This is a genomic window from Nocardia sp. NPDC051900 (genome assembly GCF_044452545.1).
GTDB lineage: Bacteria > Actinomycetota > Actinomycetes > Mycobacteriales > Mycobacteriaceae > Nocardia > Nocardia sichangensis.
In genome coordinates, this window is sequence record NZ_JBITBU010000009.1 from 228,326 (window position 1) to 250,124 (window position 21,799).

General features: G+C 69.2%; 21 protein-coding genes and 1 pseudogene. 14 read left to right on the top strand and 8 right to left on the bottom strand.

Going from position 1 to position 21,799, the window contains the following annotated elements:
- Positions 1 to 58: 58 nt before the first annotated feature.
- The 5 genes from alaS (at position 59) to ACIA5H_RS17745 (ending at position 6,475) form a co-directional block, all read left to right on the top strand.
- A complete protein-coding gene (gene alaS / locus ACIA5H_RS17725; RefSeq protein ID WP_379250999.1) occupies positions 59 to 2,728 on the top strand; it encodes an alanine--tRNA ligase in 2,670 nt (889 codons plus the stop codon).
- Complete coding sequence (gene ruvX, locus ACIA5H_RS17730; protein WP_379250997.1) at positions 2,728 to 3,291, top strand: Holliday junction resolvase RuvX; 564 nt, start codon at positions 2,728 to 2,730, stop codon at positions 3,289 to 3,291. Before alaS ends, ruvX begins: the two co-directional genes overlap by 1 nt.
- On the top strand, positions 3,288 to 4,790 hold the full coding sequence (gene mltG / locus ACIA5H_RS17735) for an endolytic transglycosylase MltG (RefSeq protein ID WP_397076803.1): 1,503 nt from the start codon (positions 3,288 to 3,290) through the stop codon (positions 4,788 to 4,790). Before ruvX ends, mltG begins: the two co-directional genes overlap by 4 nt.
- The gene (locus ACIA5H_RS17740; RefSeq protein WP_379250993.1) at positions 4,780 to 5,598 is read left to right on the top strand and encodes a shikimate dehydrogenase; all 819 of its coding nucleotides are present in this window, start codon (positions 4,780 to 4,782) and stop codon (positions 5,596 to 5,598) included. The genes mltG and ACIA5H_RS17740 overlap by 11 nt, the downstream gene beginning before the upstream one ends.
- Before the next feature lie 397 nt (positions 5,599 to 5,995).
- Positions 5,996 to 6,475: a B-4DMT family transporter gene (locus ACIA5H_RS17745; protein WP_355070582.1), complete on the top strand. Its 480-nt coding sequence runs from the start codon at positions 5,996 to 5,998 to the stop codon at positions 6,473 to 6,475.
- 64 nt (positions 6,476 to 6,539) lie between these two features.
- Here the strand turns inward: ACIA5H_RS17745 and aroB are convergent, their stop codons facing one another.
- From aroB to ACIA5H_RS17770, 5 genes and pseudogenes are all read right to left on the bottom strand, one after another.
- A complete protein-coding gene (gene aroB / locus ACIA5H_RS17750) occupies positions 6,540 to 7,661 on the bottom strand; it encodes a 3-dehydroquinate synthase (RefSeq protein WP_355070584.1) in 1,122 nt (373 codons plus the stop codon).
- Between the two features lie 365 nt (positions 7,662 to 8,026).
- Positions 8,027 to 8,545 (bottom strand): annotated as a pseudogene (locus ACIA5H_RS17755) (shikimate kinase); the annotation flags it as partial.
- Positions 8,542 to 9,750, bottom strand: coding sequence for a chorismate synthase (aroC, locus tag ACIA5H_RS17760; RefSeq protein WP_397076882.1), 1,209 nt, complete (start codon positions 9,748 to 9,750; stop codon positions 8,542 to 8,544). The gene aroC and the pseudogene ACIA5H_RS17755, both read right to left, overlap by 4 nt.
- Before the next feature lie 96 nt (positions 9,751 to 9,846).
- The gene (locus ACIA5H_RS17765; RefSeq protein WP_379250989.1) at positions 9,847 to 10,728 is read right to left on the bottom strand and encodes a universal stress protein; all 882 of its coding nucleotides are present in this window, start codon (positions 10,726 to 10,728) and stop codon (positions 9,847 to 9,849) included.
- A 212-nt stretch (positions 10,729 to 10,940) separates the two neighbouring features.
- Positions 10,941 to 11,414, bottom strand: a complete 474-nt coding sequence (locus ACIA5H_RS17770; RefSeq protein WP_397076804.1) for a prepilin peptidase — start codon at positions 11,412 to 11,414, stop codon at positions 10,941 to 10,943.
- A gap of 223 nt (positions 11,415 to 11,637) precedes the next feature.
- On the opposite strand from ACIA5H_RS17770, the gene ACIA5H_RS17775 reads away from it, so the two are divergent.
- The 4 genes from ACIA5H_RS17775 to ACIA5H_RS17790 are packed head-to-tail and all read left to right on the top strand — an operon-like array spanning position 11,638 to position 14,181.
- On the top strand, positions 11,638 to 12,765 hold the full coding sequence (locus tag ACIA5H_RS17775) for a Xaa-Pro peptidase family protein (protein ID WP_364425838.1): 1,128 nt from the start codon (positions 11,638 to 11,640) through the stop codon (positions 12,763 to 12,765).
- Between the two features lie 48 nt (positions 12,766 to 12,813).
- Positions 12,814 to 13,377: an elongation factor P gene (gene efp / locus ACIA5H_RS17780; protein ID WP_355070592.1), complete on the top strand. Its 564-nt coding sequence runs from the start codon at positions 12,814 to 12,816 to the stop codon at positions 13,375 to 13,377.
- A gap of 34 nt (positions 13,378 to 13,411) precedes the next feature.
- Positions 13,412 to 13,921, top strand: a complete 510-nt coding sequence (gene nusB / locus ACIA5H_RS17785; RefSeq protein WP_364425835.1) for a transcription antitermination factor NusB — start codon at positions 13,412 to 13,414, stop codon at positions 13,919 to 13,921.
- Positions 13,918 to 14,181, top strand: a complete 264-nt coding sequence (locus tag ACIA5H_RS17790; protein ID WP_397076805.1) for a YciI family protein — start codon at positions 13,918 to 13,920, stop codon at positions 14,179 to 14,181. The genes nusB and ACIA5H_RS17790 overlap by 4 nt, the downstream gene beginning before the upstream one ends.
- Before the next feature lie 278 nt (positions 14,182 to 14,459).
- Here ACIA5H_RS17790 and ACIA5H_RS17795 read toward each other — a convergent pair whose 3' ends face one another.
- On the bottom strand, positions 14,460 to 15,713 hold the full coding sequence (locus ACIA5H_RS17795) for an SLC13 family permease (RefSeq protein ID WP_397076806.1): 1,254 nt from the start codon (positions 15,711 to 15,713) through the stop codon (positions 14,460 to 14,462).
- A 62-nt stretch (positions 15,714 to 15,775) separates the two neighbouring features.
- Here ACIA5H_RS17795 and ACIA5H_RS17800 point away from each other — a divergent pair, with 62 nt between their 5' ends.
- From ACIA5H_RS17800 to ACIA5H_RS17815, 4 genes are all read left to right on the top strand, one after another.
- Entirely contained in the window at positions 15,776 to 16,414 is a 639-nt protein-coding gene (locus tag ACIA5H_RS17800) for a DMT family transporter (protein ID WP_379250980.1), read from the top strand.
- 64 nt (positions 16,415 to 16,478) lie between these two features.
- Complete coding sequence (locus ACIA5H_RS17805) at positions 16,479 to 16,985, top strand: DMT family transporter (protein ID WP_355070602.1); 507 nt, start codon at positions 16,479 to 16,481, stop codon at positions 16,983 to 16,985.
- Between the two features lie 89 nt (positions 16,986 to 17,074).
- Positions 17,075 to 17,608, top strand: coding sequence for a DUF4334 domain-containing protein (locus ACIA5H_RS17810; RefSeq protein ID WP_355070604.1), 534 nt, complete (start codon positions 17,075 to 17,077; stop codon positions 17,606 to 17,608).
- Between the two features lie 108 nt (positions 17,609 to 17,716).
- Complete coding sequence (locus ACIA5H_RS17815) at positions 17,717 to 18,943, top strand: FAD-dependent oxidoreductase (protein ID WP_397076807.1); 1,227 nt, start codon at positions 17,717 to 17,719, stop codon at positions 18,941 to 18,943.
- 3 nt (positions 18,944 to 18,946) lie between these two features.
- Here ACIA5H_RS17815 and ACIA5H_RS17820 read toward each other — a convergent pair whose 3' ends face one another.
- Both ACIA5H_RS17820 and ACIA5H_RS17825 read right to left on the bottom strand, forming a co-directional pair.
- Positions 18,947 to 20,113, bottom strand: a complete 1,167-nt coding sequence (locus tag ACIA5H_RS17820) for a serpin family protein (protein ID WP_397076808.1) — start codon at positions 20,111 to 20,113, stop codon at positions 18,947 to 18,949.
- A gap of 35 nt (positions 20,114 to 20,148) precedes the next feature.
- On the bottom strand, positions 20,149 to 21,135 hold the full coding sequence (locus ACIA5H_RS17825) for a zinc-binding alcohol dehydrogenase family protein (RefSeq protein WP_397076809.1): 987 nt from the start codon (positions 21,133 to 21,135) through the stop codon (positions 20,149 to 20,151).
- An 83-nt stretch (positions 21,136 to 21,218) separates the two neighbouring features.
- Between ACIA5H_RS17825 and ACIA5H_RS17830 the strand changes: the two genes are divergently transcribed.
- The gene (locus ACIA5H_RS17830; RefSeq protein WP_397076810.1) at positions 21,219 to 21,794 is read left to right on the top strand and encodes a TetR/AcrR family transcriptional regulator; all 576 of its coding nucleotides are present in this window, start codon (positions 21,219 to 21,221) and stop codon (positions 21,792 to 21,794) included.
- Positions 21,795 to 21,799 lie beyond the last annotated feature (5 nt).

The window sequence follows — 21,799 nt, forward strand, 5'->3', positions numbered from 1 at the left end:
CACCAGGCTCCCGAGTCGATGAATATTCGCGTGCGCGGCACCGGTAGGCTGGGTATTCGTGCAGACCCACGAGATTCGACGGCGTTTCCTGGACCATTTCCTCCGTGCCGGCCATACCGAGGTGCCGAGTGCCTCGCTGATCCTGGCCGACCCGAACCTGCTGTTCGTCAACGCGGGCATGGTCCAGTTCAAGCCGTACTTCCTGGGTCAGGAGGCGCCGCCCTACCCGCGGGCGACCAGCGTGCAGAAATGCGTGCGAACCGGCGATATCGAAGAGGTCGGCGTCACCACGCGGCACAACACCTTCTTCCAGATGGCGGGCAACTTCTCCTTCGGTGATTACTTCAAGGAGGGGGCGATCACCCTCGCCTGGGAGCTGATCTCCAAGCCGCAGGACGACGGCGGTTACGGGTTCGATCCCGAGCGGATCTGGGTGACCGTGTACCAGGACGACCCGGAGGCCGCCGAGATCTGGAAGCGGGTCGCGGGCATCCCCGAGGAGCGCATCCAGTTCCGCGACGGCAAGGACAACTACTGGGACATGGGCGTGCCCGGCCCCGGCGGACCCTGCTCGGAGATCTACTACGACCGCGGCCCCGAGTACGGCCGCGACGGCGGGCCGGTCGCCGACGAGGACCGCTACCTCGAGATCTGGAACCTCGTGTTCATGCAGGACATCCGTGGTGAGTTGAGCCCCAAACTCGGGCACTCGCCGGTCGGGTCGCTGCCGAAGAAGAACATCGACACCGGCATGGGCGTCGAGCGCATCGCGCTGCTGCTGCAGGGCGTGGACAACGTCTACGAGACCGACCTGCTGCGCCCGATCATCGACAAGGCCGAGGAACTGACCGGACGCTCCTACGGCGTCCAGCACGAGGACGACGTCCGCTTCCGCGTGATCGCCGACCATGCTCGCACCGCCGCCATGCTGATCGCCGACGGCGTGAACCCGGGCAACGACGGCCGCGGGTACGTGCTGCGCCGCCTGCTGCGCCGCATCGTGCGCTCGGCCCGGCTGCTCGGCGCCGAGAAGCCGGTGATGAGCGAGTTCATGAAGGTCGTCAGCGACCTGATGGCCCCGTCCTACCCGGAGCTGGCCACCGACTTCCGTCGCATCGAGACCGTCGCGGTCGGCGAGGAGACGGCGTTCCTGAAGACGCTGAACACGGGCTCCACCCTGTTCGACAACACCGCCGCCGCGGTGAAGGCCCACGGCGGCAGCACGATCGCCGGGTCGGACGCGTTCACCCTGCACGACACCTACGGCTTCCCGATCGATCTGACGCTGGAGATGGCCGCGGAGGCCGGGCTGTCGGTCGACGAAGAGGGCTTCCGCTCGCTCATGGCCGAGCAGCGTCAGCGGGCCAAGGAGGACGCGCAGGCGCGCAAGCACGCCCACGCCGACCTCACGATCTACAAGGAACTGGTCGACCGCGGCGCCACCGAGTTCACCGGCTTCGACGAGCTCACTTCCGAGGCCACCGTGCTCGCCCTGATCGCCGACGGCGTGCGGGTGCCGACGGCGACCGTGGGGCAGGACGTCGAGGTCATCCTGGACCGCAGCCCGCTCTACGCCGAGGCGGGCGGCCAGATCGCCGACCGCGGCTCCATCACCGCCTCGTCGGGATTGAAACTGCGCGTGAACGACGTGCAGAAGATCGCCAAGAAGCTGTGGGTGCACAAGACCACGGTGGAGCACGGCCAGATCACCGAGGGCGACGTCGTGCTGGCGCAGGCCGACCCGTCCTGGCGGCGGGGTGCCACGCAGGGCCATTCCGGTACGCACATGGTGCACGCCGCCCTCCGGCAGGTGCTCGGTCCGAACGCCGTGCAGGCCGGTTCGCTGAACAAGCCGGGCTACCTGCGTTTCGACTTCAACTGGCAGGGCCAGCTGTCCGAGCAGCAGAAAGCCGACATCGAGGCCGTCTCCAACGACGCGGTCGGCGCCGACTTCCCGGTGAACACCTTCGTCACCGATCTGCCGAAGGCCAAGCAGATGGGCGCGTTGGCCTTGTTCGGCGAGAACTACGGCAACGAGGTGCGCGTGGTGGAGATCGGCGGCCCGTTCTCGATGGAGCTGTGCGGTGGCACGCACGTGCAGCATTCCTCGCAGATCGGCCCGATCACGGTGCTCGGCGAGTCGTCGGTCGGCTCCGGCGTGCGTCGCGTGGAGGCGTTCGTCGGCTTGGATTCCTACGCGTACCTGGCCAAGGAGCGCGCGCTGCTGGCAGGTGTCGCCTCCGCGCTAAAGGTGCCCTCCGAGGAGGTGCCCGCTCGCGTCGAGCAGCTGGTGGAGCGGCTCAAGGTGGCCGAGAAGGAGCTCGAGCGCACGAAGATGGCCGCCGTGCTGTCCTCGGCGGGCGAATTCGTCGAGAAGGCCGAGCGGATCGGCCGGCTGCTGCTGGTCGCCGTGGCCGCGCCGGAGGGCGTGTCCGCGGGCGATCTGCGCACGCTGGCCACCGACATCCGCGGCCGGTTCGGCAGCGAGCCCGCCGTGGTGGTACTGCTCGGCAACGCCGACGGCAAGGTGCCGTTCGTGGTCGCGGTGAACAAGCCCGCTCAGGAGCTCGGCATCAAGGCGGGCGATCTGGTCGGTAGCTTCGGCCCGAGTATCGCGGGACGAGGCGGCGGCAAGCCGGAGATGGCGCAGGGCGCGGGCTCGGACCCGTCCGGCATTCCGGCCGGCCTGACCGCGGTCCGCGCGCGGGTGGCCGAACTCGCCGGGTGATGGGCGGCCCAGCGGAACCGGAGCGGTCGGCGCCCCGCGGCGCCGACCGGCCGCATCCGGCCACCGACCCCGGTCGGGGCAGGCGGATCGGGGTCGACGTCGGCAGTGTCCGGATCGGGGTCGCCGCGAGCGATCCCGACGGCATCCTCGCCACCCCGGTGGAGACCGTGCCGCGCGCGAAACCGTCCCGGCGATCGGCTCCCGCACCCGATATCGAAAGAATTGCCGAAATTGTGCGGGAGTACGAGGCAGTCGAGGTAATCGTCGGATTGCCGCGAACATTACGCGGGGAGAAAGGCACTGCGGCTACGCTGGCCAGCGCATTCGCTGAGCGATTGCGGGCTGCTGTCGGGCCGGTGCCGGTCCGGCTTTCCGACGAACGTTTGACTACGGTGTCAGCTGCACGTGCATTGCGGGACAGTGGAGTTCGCGCGCGTGGCCAGCGGCAGGTGATCGATCAGGCGGCGGCCGTGTCGATCCTGCAAGGATGGTTGGACGAACGGAGTGCGGTGTTGAGGTCGGTGGAAGCGGGACGTCCTGCGTCGTCCGGGGACGATGCATGACGGATCGGTGGGCGCGGGCCGAGGAACTGTTCCGACAGCGCGAAGCTGATCGGCGTTACCGGAGAGACGACCGGGCCTGGGGCGAGTACGACGGCGACCAGTACGACGACTACGACGACGACACGACCGTCATCCCCCGCTACGTCGACGACGAGGAAGAGCCGGAGCCCGCGCCGCCGCCACCGGCCCCACGGCGTGGCGGACAGCGCCCCAGGACGACGCGTGTCGAGGAGCCGCGCCGCTCGAAGCGCGCGGAGTCGAAACGTGCCCGGCCCGAGCGCTCCGGCCGCTCGCAGCGCGGCAAGCGATCCAGGGTCGCCTCTCGCAAAGCCGTCGAGCGCAAGAAGCGCCGCCGCAACCTATGGTTCGTCGCGGGTGTCTTCATCCTTCTCTTCGCCGGCGCCGTGATCTTCGCCGGGATGAAGCTGGTCGCCAGTATGGCTCCGCCGAAAGACTTCGCGGGACCAGGGGGACCGCTGGTGGTGGTGCAGGTGCATCCGGGCGACACCTCCCAGCAGATCGCGTCGACGATGGTCGAGCGCGGCGTCGTGGCGAGCTCGGGCGCGTTCTTCCAAGCGGCCGTGCGCAATTCGAACATGAACACGGTGCAGCCCGGCTTCTACGCGATCCCCAGCCAGAGCCCCGCCGCCGAGGCGGTGTCGGCGCTGGTGAGCAAGTCCTCGCGGGTCGGCAATCTGGTCGTCTCCGAGGGACGGCTGCTGCACGACCAACACGACATGAGCACCGGCGGGCGGTACGACGGCATCTACCGCAAGATCGCGGAGGCCAGCTGCATCGGCACGGGCAGCAATCAGAAGTGCGTGAGCTACGAACAGCTCGATGCCGCGGGCGCGAGCCTGGACCTGGCCGCGCTCGGAGTGCCGGCATGGGCGATCCAGGGTGTCAAGGACTGCCCGGACCGGACACGGCAGCTGGAAGGCCTGATCGCCGCGGGCACATGGGATTTCGATCCGAGCGGGACGCCTGCGGAGATCCTGCGGCAATTGGTGACCGCGAGTGCGAAGAGCTATGAGTCCACCGGACTGCTGCAGTCCGGCGCCGACACGAAACTGACGCCGTACCAGACGCTGGTCGCCGCCTCGCTGGTGGAACGCGAGGCGAAGCCCCAGGACATGGGCAAGGTGGCACGGGTGATCGTGAACCGGCTGCGGGTCGATCAGATGCTGCAGTTCGACTCGACGGTGAACTACACCCTGGATCGCACCGAGGTGGCGACCACCGATGCCGACCGCGCCCAGGAAACCGCCTGGAACACCTATGCGATGCGTGGCCTGCCCAAGACTCCGATCGCCGCGCCGTCGTTGAACGCTCTGCGTGCCATGGAGAATCCGGAGCAGGGGCCGTGGCTGTACTTCGTCACCGTCGACAAGCAGGGCACCACCCTGTTCACCGACGACTATCAGGAGCATCTGCGCCTGATCGCACGGGCGCAGCGCAGTGGCATCCTCGACAGTTCCAAGGACAGCGGTGGCCGGTAATCGCAAGGCGGCGGTGCTCGGGAAGCCGATCGCGCACTCGCGATCGCCCCAGCTGCACTTGGCCGCGTACCGCGCGCTCGGATTGGATTGGAGCTACGAGCGCATCGAATGCTCGGCGGAGCAGTTGCCCGGGCTGGTCGACGGGCTCGGGCCGGAATGGGTCGGGCTTTCGGTAACCATGCCCGGTAAGGAAGCGGCACTGGCCTACGCCGATGAGCGCACCGACCGGGCCGTGTTGGTCGGATCGGCCAACACCTTGGTTCGCCGCGACGCGGGCTGGCTGGCCGACTGCACCGACGTGGACGGTGTGCTCGGAGCGCTCCGCGGCGGTGGTGTCACCGACCTGACCGAGGGCGTGGTGCTGGGGGCGGGCGGCACCGCGCGGCCCGCCCTGCTGGCGTTGTCGGAGCTGGGCGCGAAGTCGGTGACCGTGGTCGCCCGGGACGCCGGGCGGGCGCGCGGCGCGCTGGAACTCGCCGAGCGGCTGGGGATGATCGCGTCGCTGGCCGGTTTCGATGCCGGGGCGCTGCGTACGATCTGCGCGGCAGCGGGAGCCGTGGTGAGCACCATTCCCGCCACGGCGGCGGCGGTGGTCGCCCCCGCGGTAGCCGAGGCGCCGGTGGTGCTCGACGCGATCTACAACCCCTGGCCCACCCCGCTGGCCGAGGCGGTGGCCCGGTCCGGGCACACGGTGGTCAGTGGTCTGCAGATGCTGCTGAACCAGGCGTATGGGCAGGTCGAGCTGTTCACCGGGCAGGCAGCGCCGCGCGCGGAGATGGCGGCGGCGCTGGACGAGGGGCGTCGATAGCCTTCTCACCAGCGGTGCGTCTCTGCTCTTTCCGCTGCCGTGATCGCCGGTTATGCTGTCCTCCAACGCGTTTCAACGGGAGGGGTAGCGTTGTGTTGATTCGACTCGGAGTCACCGTCGCGATGGGGATCGCGGCATCCGCGTTCGTCTTCGCCGGACAGTCGGCGGCGAAAGCCGATGGCTGCGCATCGGCGCAGCCGACTTGGGGGTTCCAGTGCGTAGCCGCGGCGTCGAACGTCGCGCTGGCGAACTGCATGAAAGAGGCGCCGCTGTGGCACAAAGACGGGAAGTGCATTCAGCGGAACGACGGTAGCGGTAGGTACGACCTCTGGATTCCATCCAACTGAGACACGCAGGGCCGTAGTCGCTGCCGAGAAACACGGCTATGGTGTTTCGCATGAATGCTTGGTTGTTGCGGGCCGTCGTGCTCGGCGCGCTGGTGGTGGCGTTGCGTGCCGGGCTCGGGTTCGCGATGGTGTACTGGCCGACGCACGGGGCACTGATGCGCATCCTGTGCCTGGTCGTGCTGGTCGCGGCCATCGCGGCCTGGGGTGTGCTGGACGGTCGCAGGGACCGCGTCGAGAGTGGGGACGCCGAACGCGGCGCCGATCTGACCATGATGTGGCTGAAGGCCGCCGTTGTGGGTGGTGTCGGCAGCGGCCTGGCGTCCTGGATCCTGGACTGGGCTCCCCGGTTCGATCTCGGTGACAACGGCCTGCTGTTCGAACTCACGGCGGGCGCGGCGTTCATCATCCTGCTGATCTTCGTGCCCGCGCTGATCGGTGTCGGCGTCGGCCGGATGCTGGCCGAGCGGCAGAACGGCAAGGGGCGCTCCACCCCGCCGTCGCTGTACTCCGCCGCGGGCAGCGCGATCTGATTCCACGAGAAAACGGCGCGCCCGCAGCGGGCGCGCCGTTTTCGTCTCTCGCGGCCGCCGCGGGCTAGAGCAGCACCGCGCCGCCGCTCGGACTGTCCTCCCGGGCGATCGCCGAGTAAGCGGCGGCCAGCAGGGCGGGATCGGGTCCTTCCAAGCGTCCGGGTTTGGCCAAGCCGTCGAGCACGACGAAGCGCAGCACGCCGGAGCGGGTCTTCTTGTCCGTCTGCATGGCGTCCAGCAGCTGAGGCAGCGCGTCGGCGTCGTAGCTGGTCGGCAGGCCGACGGCGGACAGGATCGCGCGATGACGGTCGGCGGTGGCGTCATCGAGACGACCCGCGAGACGACCGAGCTCGGCGGCGAACACCAGTCCGACGGAGACCGCGGCGCCGTGCCGCCACCGGTAACGCTCCCGCCGTTCGATCGCGTGCCCCAGGGTGTGACCGTAGTTCAGGATCTCGCGGAGGCTGGATTCCTTCAGATCGGCGGCGACGACGTCGGCTTTCACCTGGATCGCGCGACGGATCAGCTCCGGCAGCACCTCGCCGGACGGGTCGAGGGCGGCCTCCGGGTCGCGCTCCACCAGCTCCAGGATCACCGGGTCGGCGATGAAACCGGCTTTGATGATCTCCGCCATGCCCGCGACGATCTCGTTGCGCGGCACCGTCTCCAGGGTGGCCAGGTCGACCAGCACGGCGGCCGGCTCGTGGAAGCAGCCGACGAGATTCTTGCCCGCCTCGGTGTTGATGCCGGTCTTGCCGCCGACCGCCGCATCGACCATCGCCAGCAGCGTGGTCGGCACGTGCACGATCCGCACCCCGCGCATCCAGGTGGCGGCGACGAAACCGGCCAGATCGGTCGCCGCGCCGCCGCCGAGGCTGACCACGACGTCGTTGCGGGTCAGGCCGATACGCCCCAGCACCTCCCAGCAGAAGCCGGCGACCGCGAGTTCCTTGCCCGCCTCGGCGTCCGGGATCTCGATCCGGTGCGCGTCGATACCGGTGTCGGCCAGCGCCTTTCGCACCACTTCGGCGGTCTCGGTGAGCGGCGGCTGATGGAAGACGGCCACGGTGCGCACACCTTTGGTCGCGCTGTGGACGGACTCGACGAGTTCGCCGAGCAACCCGCGGCCGATGATCACCTGGTACGGGTCGGCGGTCCGGACTTCGAGACGACTCGGCTCTGTCACGTGGCTTGCTCCGATTCTGTTGTTGCTGTTGTCGACTGCTGCCGCGCCCGGGAGCGGGCGCGGCGTGCGCGGGCGCGCCGGGATCGGCTGCCCGCCGCCGTCTCCCCGTTGCCCGCCCCGCCCTCGGCGTCGGGTTCGCTCGTGACGCTCCTGCGGCTGCGCCGGGAGCGCACCGTGGCGGTCACCGCCGCTTCCGCCGCGGCGCCGGTCGCGGTGTCGGTGGTCTCGGACTGATCGGCGGTCTTGCGCCGCGCCGCCGCTCTTGCCCTCGCACGTCGGCGGGCCCGGGATCGGCTGCTGCCCTGCGGGATTCCGCTCGGCGGTGGCCGGAGATCCGTTTCGGCCGGTTCGACCGGCTCCATACCGAGCTTGGTCATGATCATCCGCACCACGCGGCCGGGACTGCGGCCGTCGGTACGAACCCGGACGGTCGCCACTTCCCGGTACAGCGGCCGACGGGTACGCATCAGTTCCCGGTACTTCGCGCCGGGGTCGGCACCGTTGAGCAGCGGCCGCTGCGTGCTCGCGCCGGTGCGCCGAAGACCCTCCGCGATACTGATCTCCAGGTAGACGACGGTGCGGCCGCGCAGGAGTGCCCTGGTGTGCTCGGACAGCACGGCACCGCCGCCGAGCGAGACCACGCCGCGTTCGGCGAGGACGGCGCGGCGCACCACCCGTTCCTCGATCTTGCGGAATTCGGGCTCACCGTCTTCGGCGAATATCTCCGGGATCGTGCGACCGGTCTCCCGCTCGATGCCGGCATCGGTGTCGTACAGCTCGACGCCGAGTTCCCTGGCGAGCTTGCGGCCGATCGTGGATTTCCCCGCCCCCGGCGGTCCGACCAGCACCACGCGCGGGGCGCGCGGATCGGTCTGCACGATCATTGCGACCGACTGTCCGCGGGCACGTGCGGGCGAGTGCTGATGCGCTTGACGTAGCTGGTGATGTTCTCGACGGTCTCGGTGAGCGAGTCGCCGCCGAACTTCTCCAGCGCGGCCTGCGCGACGACCAGCGCCACCATGGATTCGGCGACCACGCCCGCGGCGGGCACGGCGCACACGTCCGAGCGCTGATGGATGGCGACGGCCTCGTCGCCGGTGGTCATGTCGACGGTGGACAGCGCGCGCGGCACCGTGGAGATCGGCTTCATGGCCGCGCGCACGCGCAGCGCCTCGCCGTTGGTCATGCCGCCTTCCAGTCCGCCGGCGCGGTTGGTGGAACGCAGCACGCCGTCGGGGCCGGGGCGCATCTCGTCGTGCGCCTGGCTGCCGCGGCGGCGCGCGGTCTCGAAACCGTCGCCGACCTCGACGCCCTTGATGGCCTGGATGCCCATCAGTGCGGCGGCGAGCCGCGCGTCCAGCCGGTTCTCGCCGCTGGTGAACGAGCCGAGGCCGACCGGAAGTCCCGCCACGACCACCTCGACAACGCCACCGAGGGTGTCGCCGTCCTTCTTGGCGGCCTCGATCTCCGCGATCATCGCGGCTTCGGCGTCCTTGTCGAAGGCACGCACCGGGCTCTCGTCCACCGCGGCGAGATCGGCGGCGCTCGGCACGAGGCCGGAAGTGTTCTGCGCCGCGCCGATCGACACGACGTGCGAGACGACCTCCGCGCCGAACGCCTGGCGCAGGAAATTGCGCGCGACGGTGCCCGCCGCGACGCGCGCGGCGGTCTCCCTGGCGCTGGCGCGCTCGAGCACGTTGCGGGCGTCGTCGAAGTCGTACTTGAGCATGCCGGAGTAGTCGGCGTGCCCGGGCCGGGGCCTGGTCAAGGGTGCGTTGCGGGCCAGGTCGGCGAGTCCGGCCGGATCGACCGGATCGGCGGACATCACCGTGGTCCATTTCGGCCACTCGGAGTTGGCGACCTCGATGGCCACCGGGCCGCCCATGGTGCGCCCGTGCCGCACACCGCCGATGACGGTGACCTTGTCGGCCTCGAACTTCATCCGCGCGCCGCGACCGTAGCCGAGCCTGCGACGGGCCAGCTGCGCGGAGATCTCGTCCGACGTGACCTCGACGCCTGCCACCATCCCCTCCAGGAGGGCGACGAGAGCGGGACCATGGGATTCTCCGGCAGTTATCCAACGCAGCACATTGTTCATCTTCCCATGTCGACGCCCGTGCTCCGGAACGTGGCCCGCCGTGACGAACCGCACGCCGGGGAGCCCGGGTACCGCGGGCCGAGGCGCTCAGCGGGCTATGACGATGGGGCGGTCCACCGAGCGGAGCAGCGCGTCACCGACCGAGCCGAACAGCAGTCGCCGCAAAGTTCCTCGGCCGCGGTTGCCCACCACCAGCAGCTGTCCGTCGCGGGAGCGTTCGAGCAACCCTCGCTCCGGACGGTCGCGGACGACCTCGCGCCGGATCGTCAGTTCCGGGTACTGCTCCTGCCAGCCGGCCAAGCTGGTCGCGAGCAACGCCTCCTCGGTCCGGCGCAGGGCGGCCCAGTCGGTGCCGATCGCGGCCAGCGGCTCGACCTCACCCCAGGTGTGCACGGCCACCAGTTCGACCCCGCGGAGCGACGCCTCGGTCGCGGCGACCCCGATGGCGGCCTGCTCGGCGGTGGAGCCGTCCACGCCGACGATCACCGGGCCGGTGGTCGCCCGGTCCCACAGCGGCGTCTCGGCGGGCACCACCGCCACCGGGCATTCGGCGTCCCTGGAGACGGCGGTGCTGACCGAGCCGAGGAGGACCCGCTGGACGCGGCCGATCCCGCGGGTGCCGACCACGAGCATCGCCGCGCTCCGGGAGCGTTCGATGAGGGCGGTGGCGATGTGCGCCGTGCGGATCTCGGTGCCGATGGTGATGTCGCGCACGGTGTGCGCGGCCGCCACGGCGGCGTCGGCCGCGCGCTCGATCGCCTCGTCCGCCTCGCGCACCCGCAGCAGCGCCGCCGGACGCGGGGGATCGTCGTCGTCGGAGCCGAGCGAGGACTCCACGACGAGCGAGATGTGCAGCGGAGCGTCGTGCAGTGCGGCGGTCTGCGCCGCCCAGCGGACCGCGACGATCGATTGCTCCGAACCGTCGGTTCCCACGACGATCGGCCCCCGCGACGGATGCCTCGGATTCACTGGGCGGCTCCTTCTCGACGCTGCTTCCGCTGTACTGGCGCACTCGAGGGGGCGACTTCTCCGAGGTGCCGTAGCTCGAGCGCTGACGTGGCGGCGGGTCGGAAAGTCGTTGCCCGCGATTGATGCTACCGATGAATTGCTATTGATTTGCTGGCTTTGTGCGGCGTCCAGCGCGGTCCGGCGGCATTCCGGTGGTGTCGGGCGGAGCGGACTCAGGTCGAGTCGAAGACCGACGACAGTAGGGCCAGCAATGTCGCCAGGCACATCGCAGGGCCGTGCGGCACGGTGAGCGCGCTGTCGCCCGGGTCGGCGGGGCGGGAGCCGAATGCGCGTCGGCAGACCAGTGCTCCGAGCGCGACGCATGCGGTGAGCGTCGGTGCTCCGAGTGCCGCCCAAACCCACGGACGGGCGCCGCCCAGGGCGGTCGCCCCGCCCAGCATCACCGCGAGCTTGACGTCGCCCGCGCCCAGCGCGGCGGGCGCGGCGAGGTGCACCAGCAGGTACGGCGCCGAAAGCAACAGCGCGCCCAGCAGAGCGGCGGTGAAATGCTCTGTGTGCAGGGCATATCCGAGGATGACCAGCGCTCCGGAGCCGGTCAGCCGGTTCGGGAGGCGTCCTTCACGCAGGTCGAACGTCGTCAGTGCCGCGCACCAGACGGTGAGCGCGGCGCACGCGAGTGGAGTCATGGCTCCACCTTCGCCCGGTTCCGGCGCGGGTCATCCGCTCCGGACCGGAATGTGCACAACTGGTTCGGGTGTGAACAGGCTATGGGTCAGTGGGCCTCCCGCTGTCGAGAAATGCTGGGCCGCAGTAATTTTCGGGCGAAAATCGATGATTCGACAGCACGGAAGGCCATGCCGATCACGTGTTGGCTGTCGGTGTGCGGTGTGTCGGCGGTAGTTTTGACTCATGTGTGCTGATCACCAGGGTCATGTGCCGGATTACGCGGCGCGGCGTGGCGCGCTGCGCAGCCTGCTGGTGGAGAACGGGGTGGACGCCCTGCTGGTCACCGATCTGGTGAATATCAGATATCTGACCGGGTTCACCGGCTCCAACGCGGCGTTGCTGGTGCATTCCTGGGACACGCGCACCGCCGAGGACCGGACCGTGATCGGCACCGACGGCCGGTATCGGACCCAGGTCGCCGAGCAGGTTCCCGATCTGCGGGCCGAGATCGCGCGCGCCGCCGCCCGGCGGATCGTGCAGCTGGCCGGTGAGTGGCAGGTCGGCCGGGTGGGTTTCGAAAGCCATGTGGTCACCGTCGACCAGCATCGCGGTTTCCTCGAACAGCGCACCGGCCTGGAGTTCGTCGCCTCGCCCGGGCTGGTGGAGCAGTTGCGCATGGTCAAGGACGCCTACGAAGTGGATCAGTTGCGGGCGGCCTGCGCGGCGGGCGATGCCGGTCTGGCCGCGCTGCTGGAGCGGGGCGGACTGCGTCCGGGCCGCACCGAGCGTCAGGTGGCCAGGGAACTGGAATGGGCCATGTTCGAACACGGCGCCGAAGCGGTTTCGTTCGAGACCATCGTGGCGACCGGCGTGAACTCGGCTGTCCCGCATCACCGCCCGACCGACGCCGTGCTGGCCGCGGGTGATTTCGTCAAACTGGACTTCGGCGCGGTGGTGGGCGGCTACCACTCCGACATGACCCGCACCTTCGTGCTCGGCGCGCCCACCGACTGGCAGCGCGAGGTGTACGCGCTGGTCGCCGAGGCGCAGCGGGCCGGGCGGGAGGCGCTGCGCCCGGGGGTCCCGGTATCCGACGTGGACGCCGCGTCGCGGGCGGTGATCGAGGCGGCAGGGCACGGCAAGTTGTTCGTGCACGGCCTCGGCCACGGGGTCGGTCTGCAGATCCACGAAGCGCCCGGAATCGCGAAAACCGGAACCGGTACACTTCTGACTGGCGTGGCGGTGACCGTCGAACCAGGTGTGTACTTTCCCGGCCGCGGCGGGGTCCGGATCGAGGACACGCTCGTGGTGCGCGAAGGGGGCCCGGAGCTGCTCACCCACACCAGCAAAGACCTGACCGTCGTCGACTGACGCCGGTCTGCCCGAGACCAAGCGGTAGAACGAGGAGATCCGAAGACAGTGGCGGACACCAGCGACTTCAAGAACGGCCTTGTGCTGAAGATCGACGGTCAGCTCCAGCAGATCACCGAATTCCAGCACGTCAAGCCGGGCAAGGGCCCCGCGTTCGTGCGGACCAAGCTGAAGAACGTCGTGTCCGGCAAGGTGGTCGACAAGACCTTCAACGCCGGTGTGAAGGTGGAGACCGCGAACGTCGACCGCCGCGACATGACCTACCTGTACCACGACGGCACCGACTACGTCTTCATGGACGGCGAGACCTTCGACCAGATCTCCATCGCCGAGGAGACCATCGGCGACGGCGCCCGCTTCCTGCTGGAGAACATGACCGTGCAGGTCGCCACGCACGAAGGCGCGCCGCTGTACGTCGAGCTCCCGGTCTCGATCGAGCTCGTGGTCCAGCACACCGACATCGGCCTGCAGGGTGACCGCTCCACCGGCGGAACGAAGCCCGCCACCCTGGAGACCGGCGCCGAGGTGCAGGTCCCGCTGTTCATCAACACCGGCGACAAGCTGCGCATCGACTCGCGCGACGGCAGCTACCTCGGCCGGGTCAACGCCTGAGCCGCGGGCCGGCCGATCCCGGAATGATGTGACCGTGGCTGACCAGCCCGTGGACAAGAAGTCCACGTACAAGAAGCTCGGCGCGCGGCACAAGGCCCGCCGCCGTGCGGTCGACCTGCTGTTCGAGGCGGAGGCCAGGGACGTCGACGCCGCCGACCTGCTCGACGAGCGCGCCGAGCTCGCCGCCCGCGACCAGTCGGTCGCGCCGGTGCACGCCTACACCCGGACATTGGTCGAGGGTGTGGCCGACGATCTCGACCGGGTGGACGGAACGATCGAGTCGTACTTGCAGGACTGGACCTTGTCGCGGCTCCCGGCCGTGGATCGCGCGATCCTGCGCATCGCGGTCTGGGAGCTGTTCCACGCGAGCGACGTGCCTCCGGTCGTCGCCGTAGACGAGGCGGTGGAGCTGGCCAAGGAGCTGTCCACCGACGACTCCCCGTCCTTCCTCAACGGTGTGCTGGGGCAGGTCGTCCTGGTGGCCCCGCAGGTGCGCGCCGCCGCTGCCGCGACGAGGGCCCCCCGCCCGGAGTCCGAGGCGTGAACAAGTACCTCGTCCTGGCGATGCGCACACCGCGCTTCGATACCGCCGTGATCGAGCCGCACCGGCAGTTCCTGCAGTCGCTGCAGGAAGTGGGGCAATTGCAGGAGAGTGGCCGCTTCACCGACGGCACCGGAGGCGCGTACATCATCTACGCCGAAAGCCTCGACGCCGCAAGGGAAATCGTGTTCACCGATCCGGTGCACACCACCGGGTCCTCGGAACTCACGATCTACGAGTGGGAAGTCACGGCGCCGAGCTGACTTCGACTGCGCGTCGGAGCCTGCGCGGGCTTTCCGGCTCGGTTCGCGTTCCTGCGCGGCGGCGTGAGGCCGGGCAACGCGACGTCCGTGCAACTCCTACCGGGGACCGCGCATGGCTCCCGCTGGTGGGTGTACGGATGCCCAGCGGGAGCACCGGAACTTGGGTTCCGCGCGGAGACCGAACCCGGACGTGCGTCTCGATCCGGCCTCGACAGTATCCTCGTACCTCGACCGCACTCGAGGTCAAGCGAGGCGCTGACTCGCGGGTGTCTCGGCGGCTAACTCGTCATCAGCAGCGCTGTGACCGCGCCTGCGGTGGCGACTGTCGCGAGCGCGGCACCGGTCAGGACGAAACGTCGCATGGGTACCCGTACGCCGTGCATGCGGCAGAACTCCAGGCACAGCAGTGTGGCGAGCGAGCCCCAGGGCGTGACGATCGGGCCGACATTGGTGCCGATCAGCAACGCGAGGAGTTGATCGCTGTTCTGCGCGGGGATCACCGCCTCGCCCGCGGTGTAGGCGGGCAAATTGTTCGCGACATTGGACAGACCCGCACCCGCCGCGGCGGCTCGGAACGCGCCGGACGCACCCGAGTCGGTGCCGATCAGAGCATGCATCGCGTCGCCGAGGCCGAATCGGCTCAGGGTGGGTATCACCAGGAACAATCCGACCACGAACACGAGCAGTTGCCCCGGGATGAGCGACAGCCGCAACGCACCGCGATCGAACACGGCGAACGCCGCCAACGCGATGAGCGCCGCGACCGTCGCCGCGACGCCGATCCGGTCGCCGACGAGGGGGATCGCGACGATGAACAACAGACAGGCCCCGGCTGTCGTGTAGAACAGCGAGCGCTCCCGGAAGTTCACGAGCCGGATCGGCTCGGGCGGCACGTAGCGGTCGGTTTCCCGGCGACCGCGCCGCCAGTACCACACCCACAGGCACACCGTCGTCGCGGTGATCGAGACCATCTGCGGCGCCAGCATTCTGCTCGCGAATCCGGTCGCGGTCAGTGCCACCCGGTCGGCGGCGAGCAGATTCGTGAGATTGGAGACCGGTAGCAGCAGGCTCGCGGTGTTCGCCAGCCACAGGGTGGCCATGGCCAGCGGCAGTGGTGGGATCCGAGCGGGCGCGGCTAGTGCCAGCATGACCGGGGCGATGAGCACGGCTGTGGTGTCGAGGTTCAGCAGCACCGTGGTGGCGGAGGCGAACAGCACGCAGAGGCCGAACAGCGCCGGGTAATGGCCGCGACCGAGGATCGCGAGGCGATGGGCGATGGCGTCGAAGACCTTCGCCTGCCGGGTGAGCTCGGCCAGCACGATCACGCTTGCGAGAAACAGCAGTAACGGGCCGATGCGGCGCATGTTCGCGGCGGCCTCGTCGCGGGGCAGGAGCCCGGTGAGCACGCACAGCAGACCGGCCGCCAGCAAGGCGAGCCGGACCCGGTCCAGGACGCTGAGCCGCCGCTCGGAGGTGGTCGCGGGTGGGTTCCGTGTGGAGGAATCGACCAGTTCGGGCACGAGTGCCATCATGGCAGCCCTTCGTTCGCGTCCCTTCCCGGCCGAGACGGGCCACGGCAGTCCTCACTTACCCATTGAACGTACCGTTATTCGATGGTACGTTATGCGGGTCACATAGGTCGGACGTCGGTTCCGGCACAACCGATCCCATTTTTCGGGTGGAAAACGTTGTGTCCGAGGCAATCTCGGTGTTCGTCCGCCGTCGAGCCAAGGATGTATTGCCCATGAGCCTCGTCATCGGACTGGTATTTCTGTTCATCCTGGTCGGAGGCAGCCTACGGTCGGCCGAAGCCGGCTGTCAGAACACGTTGATGAACCACATGAAGAACATGTGGCTCTGCGCGGTGATCTCGTATGCCGTTGCGCTGACCGGCTTTTCGATCTTCCTGGCGCTGTCGTCGAAGACGCCGTGGCCGACGCTCGACGACGTTCGGAACATGCCGTGGTGGGCGCCGTTCGGCGGTCTGCTGGGCGGCGCGGCGGTGATGGGGATGATCGCGGTCGCCCGGCATGTCGGCGTGGCGACCTTCAGCGCGCTGGTGATCGTCGGCGAGATGGTGGTCGCCGTGATCATGGATCACTTCGGACTCATGGGATTCGAAGAACGATCCGCCAGCGTTCCGCGTCTGGTGGCCTGCGGGCTGATCACGCTCGCGATATACCTGATGGCCGATGAGCCCGCGGGCGACGAGCCCAGGGTCAGCGTCACCTGACAGCAGTACGCCCACCGCTGCCGGTCCCAGCCATCCACTCTTCGCACTCTCCCGAGGATTCTCGATGACGGTTCAGACCGCCGAAAAGCCCCGTGCCGCGCTGTCCCGCGTCACGATGGCACTCATCTTCGCGTTCATCCTGGTCGGCGGCGCGCTGCGCTCCGTAGAAGCCGGTTGCCAGAACTCGCTGAAGCTCGCATTGAAGAACGTCTGGCTGTGTGGCGTGATCTCCTACGCCGTCGCATTCACCGGCTTCGCGATCTTCCTCACGGTGGCGCTGCTGGTTTCCAGGAACCGGCCGTGGCCGACGAAGGCCGACATCCGGAGTATGCCCCGCTGGGCGCCCTTCGGTGGCCTGCTCGGCGGGGCCGCGATCCTGGCGATGATCTCCGTGGCCTCCGATGTGGGCGCGGGTACGTTCAACGCCCTCATCATCGCGGGACAGATGTTCGGTGCGCTCACGATCGACCACTTCGGGCTGATGGGATTCCCGCGGCGCACGGTGAGCTCAAAACGCGTCGTCGCCTGCGTCATGATCATCGCCGGGATCTATCTCATGGCGACCTACTGAACATCCGCGCGGACCTGGTCGACAGCGGCGTTCTGAGAGACAGATAGGGTATATATCGCAACGTTGCCTCGCTGAGGGGAGTAGGAGACATGGCCGCGAACGAGCTGACCGTGACGGACATCCGTACCGCGCAGGAGGCGTGGGCGCTGTTCGACCGACTCCCCGCGGCGCGGGTCGAGGACGTCACGACCGGGCGGTGGCGAGGCGAGGAGCTGGACACCGGTCATCCGATGGACGGTGTGCTGGTGGCTTCGGGCTGGTACGGCAAGCAGTTCGACGGCCCCGACAGCGTGCATCCGCTGTTGTTCACCTCGGGCGGCGCGGTGTTCGCCGTCGATCCGCGCCGCGTCCCGGTCGCGTTGGCCGGGCGGGTACCGCTGCCCGGTGTGCGGGCCCTGCGCAAGTTGCTGCCGGTCCTTCGTCCCGCGCTGCGCACGCGCAAGCACACCGCGCGTCTGCGTGAGGTCGAATACCGCGGTGTGACAAGTGCCGCGATGGTCTACGACCACCTGCCGATCATCGATCATTTCCGGCGCGCCGACGAGCACACCTTGCTCGGCGTGATGGATTTGCGTGGTATGGCCGAACCGTATTTCTTCGTGCTGCATCGGGATATCGGCTGAGCCGGTCGGCCGTCGCCGATCCGGGTCCGGCGCCGCGCCCGCCACACTAGGATTTGCGCGAACAGGCGACACCTTGCGGCGATGTGGTGACCGAGGGAGACACAGTCGATGGAGCGCACGACATGCCTGGTGGTTGGTGGGGGACCGGCTGGAATGATCCTCGGGCTCCTGCTCGCCAGGGCCGGGGTAGAGGTCACGGTGCTGGAGAAGCACAAGGACTTCCTCCGTGACTTCCGCGGCGACACAGTGCATCCCACCACCCTCGATCTGCTCGACGAACTGGGTCTCGGCGCGGAGTTCGCGAAACTGCCCGCGCGCAAGGTGGATCGAGTGCAACTGCCGATCGCGGGCGGCCTGCAGACGCTCGCCACGCTGACGCATCTGCCGGGCAGGCACAAGTACATCGCCATGGTGCCGCAGTGGGATCTGCTGGATCTGCTCGCGCGTGCCGCGGCCGACGAACCCACCTTCCGGCTGCGGCTGAACACCGAGGCCACCGACCTGGTCTGGATCGACGGCCGGGTAGGTGGCGTCGCCTACCGGACCGTCGACGGCGCCACCGGCGCAATCGAAGCCGACCTCACGGTGGCCTGCGACGGTCGCGGCTCACTGCTGCGGTCGGCCGCGGGACTGCCGATCCGCACGTGGTCGACACCTATGGACGTCTGGTGGTTCCGCTTGCCGCGCACCGAGATCGATCCCGCGGGCGCGCTGCCGATCGTCAGCGCCCGGCGGGTGGCGGTGCTGCTCGATCGCGGCGACTACTGGCAGTGCGCGACGTTGATCGCCAAGGGCGCCGACGAATCCGCCCGCCGCGGGCCGGTGCGGGACGTCATGCGGAGTCTGGCCGAGGCCGCTCCCTGGCTCTACGACCGGATCGACGCCTTGACCAGCTGGGACGAGGTCAAGTTGCTGGAGGTGAAACTCGATCGGCTGACCAAGTGGTACACCAACGGTCTGTTGTGTCTGGGCGACGCCGCCCATGCCATGTCCCCGGCCGGCGGCGTCGGCATCAACCTGGCCGTGCAGGACGCCGTAGCCGCGGCCAGGATCCTTGCTCCGCCGCTGCTCTCGGGGACGCTCGGCACCAGGGAGTTGGCGAAGGTGCAGCGACGGCGCCGATTCCCGACCGTGGTGACACAGGGAATGCAGCGACTCCTGCACACCGTCGCGGTCGCGCCCGCCCTCGACGGACGAGTCGACATCGCGAGTTCCCCGCGTGCACCGCTGCCGGTCCGTATTCTGCGGCGCGTCCCCGTGATTCGCAGCGTGCCGACCTTCTTGATCGCTCGCGGTGTCTTGCCCGAGCACGCCCCGCACTTCGCGCGGCGGTAGCGCTCAGGCCGGCACGTCGGGGGAGGACGTAGGCGCGGTGGCGATCCAACCCGCGACGACCGCCAGACCCGTCGGGCGGTGCACGGCGAGGAAACCGAAGGGCCGGTCGAAGACCACCGAGACGACAGGCGCGTAGTCGTGCCGCAGGACGGCCGCTGCCGCGCGCAACGCGAAGGCCGTCACGGCGGCCGCCTCGAAACCTTCGTGGCCGAACCGGGCGAGCACTTCCTGCGCTCCCTGGCCGACGCACAGTGGGTCCGGGGAGATCGCCGGGAAGTGGCCGTGGGTGCAGTCGGTCGCGGCGGTCAGGCCGAACAAGCCCGGCGCGGTGAGCAGATCGTGGGTGGAGCGGACCTCGAAAGGCGGTAGCTGGACGCGCAGTCGGCCAGTGTTGGGTACCACCGGCTCGGTACGCACGTTCAGGCCCGGTCCCTTCGTGCCGACCGGCAGGTCGGAGCGGGTCGGCACACTGCCGGACAGCGCGGCCAGGCCCGTTTCGAGCACGGCGCCGGGTGCCCCGGTGCCGAGCAGAAGGTGGACGTCGAGGTCGGCGACGCCTTCGACGACCACGCGGGTGACCGGTTCCGATGCGTCCAGGATCGCGGCGTTCGTCAGGTCGCGGCTCGTGCGGGACAACCCGGGTCCGCGATGTCCCCGCCACGGGCCGTCCTCGGGTGCCAGCGTCCCGACATCGAAGGGCGCCTGCCACTTCGTCTTCGCGACCAGCGCGGTGGCGAGTACCAGCAGCGTCTCGGGATCGACCGTGAGGGGAAAGCGTTCGATGAGCCCATCGGTGTGCCGGGCCGCCCAGCTGTCGAGCTCGGACTGCCCGGCCAGCCGCGCGAGCACGCTCTCGGGAAGCGACTGCGACCACGGCTCGTGCAACGGAAGGTCGCGGCGCACCCACACTCCGAGTGCGGCCGACACCGCCTCCGCGCGCTCGAGGTCGTCCAGCAGCCGGAGCGCCGCGGCTTGCCCGTCCGCCGCGGGCAAGCCGGTCGCGGTCGTCAGTTCGTCCCGAGCCGGACCGTCCGCCGCGGAAGCGAGCAGGGCGAGCAGCGGCCATACCCCGGCGCCGGACACCACGAAGTCTCGTTCGCCCGCCGCCGCGCACCACCGTGCGGTGAGCGCGTTGGCGGCGCCGACATGGGATTCCACAGAAGTCCGCACCAGCCCACCCTAGCTACGCCGGGGGCCGCGCGGCGTTATCCGGACACGGCGGAGCCCGGGCGCAGCACGATCTTGCCCAGTACCGTCCTTTCCTCCAACAGGCGATGCGCGCGGCTCGCCTGGTCCAGCGGCAGCACGGCCTCGACCAGCGGGTCGAGGCCGCCCGCCGCCGCGCGGGCCAGAACGGCGGTGCGCGCTTGGGCTACTCGGTTCAGCCAGTCCGGTCCTGCGCAACCGACGAAGGTGAGCCCGCGCATGAGCAGGTCGCTCGCCGACACCTGCGCGGGTGCTCCGGACAACCATCCGTAGCCCAGCATCCGGCCGCGCAGGGGTGTCAGGAGATCGAGCAGGCCGACGGCACTCGCGCCGCCGATCGAATCGAACACCACGTCCACCGTCGCGCCGTCGAGTGTCCCGCGCAGCCGGGTGGTCCAGTCCGGATCGTTGTGGTCGATCACCTCGTCGGCTCCCAGTTTGCGCGCGTGGGCGACCTTGTCGGGACCACCTGCGGTCCCGATGACGCGAGCCGCCCCGAATTCTCTCGCCAATTGGGTCAGCGCGCTGCCGATGCCCGTGGCGGCGGCTTCGATCAGGACGGTTTCGATGCCGGTGAGCGCGGCGGTCTCCAGCAGTGGAATCGCCACCGATCCGTTCATCAGCACCGCCGCGGCGTCCACGAAGGACAGGCCGTCCGGAATGGAAACCACGGAATCCGCGTTGGCGGCGACGAATTCGGCGTAAGCGCCGGAACCCTGGGTCGACACGACGACCCGGCGTCCGATCAGCGCCGGATCGACTTGCGCGCCGACCTCGGTGACGACCCCTGCGGCTTGGAAACCGAAAACCAGCGGCAGCGGCGCGCCGAGCGGGAACTCGCCGGAGCGCAGCTTGGTCTCGGGGAACAGCACCGGGATCGCCTCGGCGCGGATCACCACCTCGTCCGCTTCTGCCCGTGGCGCCGGGACGTCCGCGGTGACCAGCACGTCCGGGCTGCCCGGCGCCGTCATTACGATTGCCTGCATATGAACTCCATAAGTTGACTGACGGTCCAATTAACTCACCGATGATATGGACCGTCGGTCAACTTGTCTAGAAAGTGGATGCGATGGGCGACGGACGGCCGAAGGAACGAGCCGACGCGGCGCGCAACCGGCGGGCGATAGTGGACGCCACCTTCGCCCTGTTGGCCGAGCACGGCGCCGAAGCGATCACCATGGACCGCGTCGCGGCCGCCGCCGGAGTGGGCAAGGGCACGATCTTCCATCGCTTCGGCAGCCGGGCGGGGCTGTTGCACGAGATGGTCGCGCAAAGCGCGGTCGCGCTCATGGACGCGGTCACCAGCGGCCCGCCACCCCTCGGCCCCGGTGCGCCCGCCGATGCCCGGCTGGTCGCCTACTTCGACGCCATGGCACGGTTGGTGATCAACAATTCCGAGCTGATGGTCGCCTATCGCACCGAGCCGCCACATCCGCGAACCGCCGAATTCCACGCGTTCTGGGACCACCACATCACCACGTTGCTGCGCGAGGCGCGTCCGGACCTGGACGCCGAAGTGGTCGGGCGGCTACTGCTCGGCGCGCTGAGCGCCGAATTGGTGCCTGGCATGGTCCGCGCGGGCGAGACGGAACGGTTGCTGGCCGCGGTGCGCGAGCTGGTCGAATCGGTGCTACGCGCGCCGTGACGGCT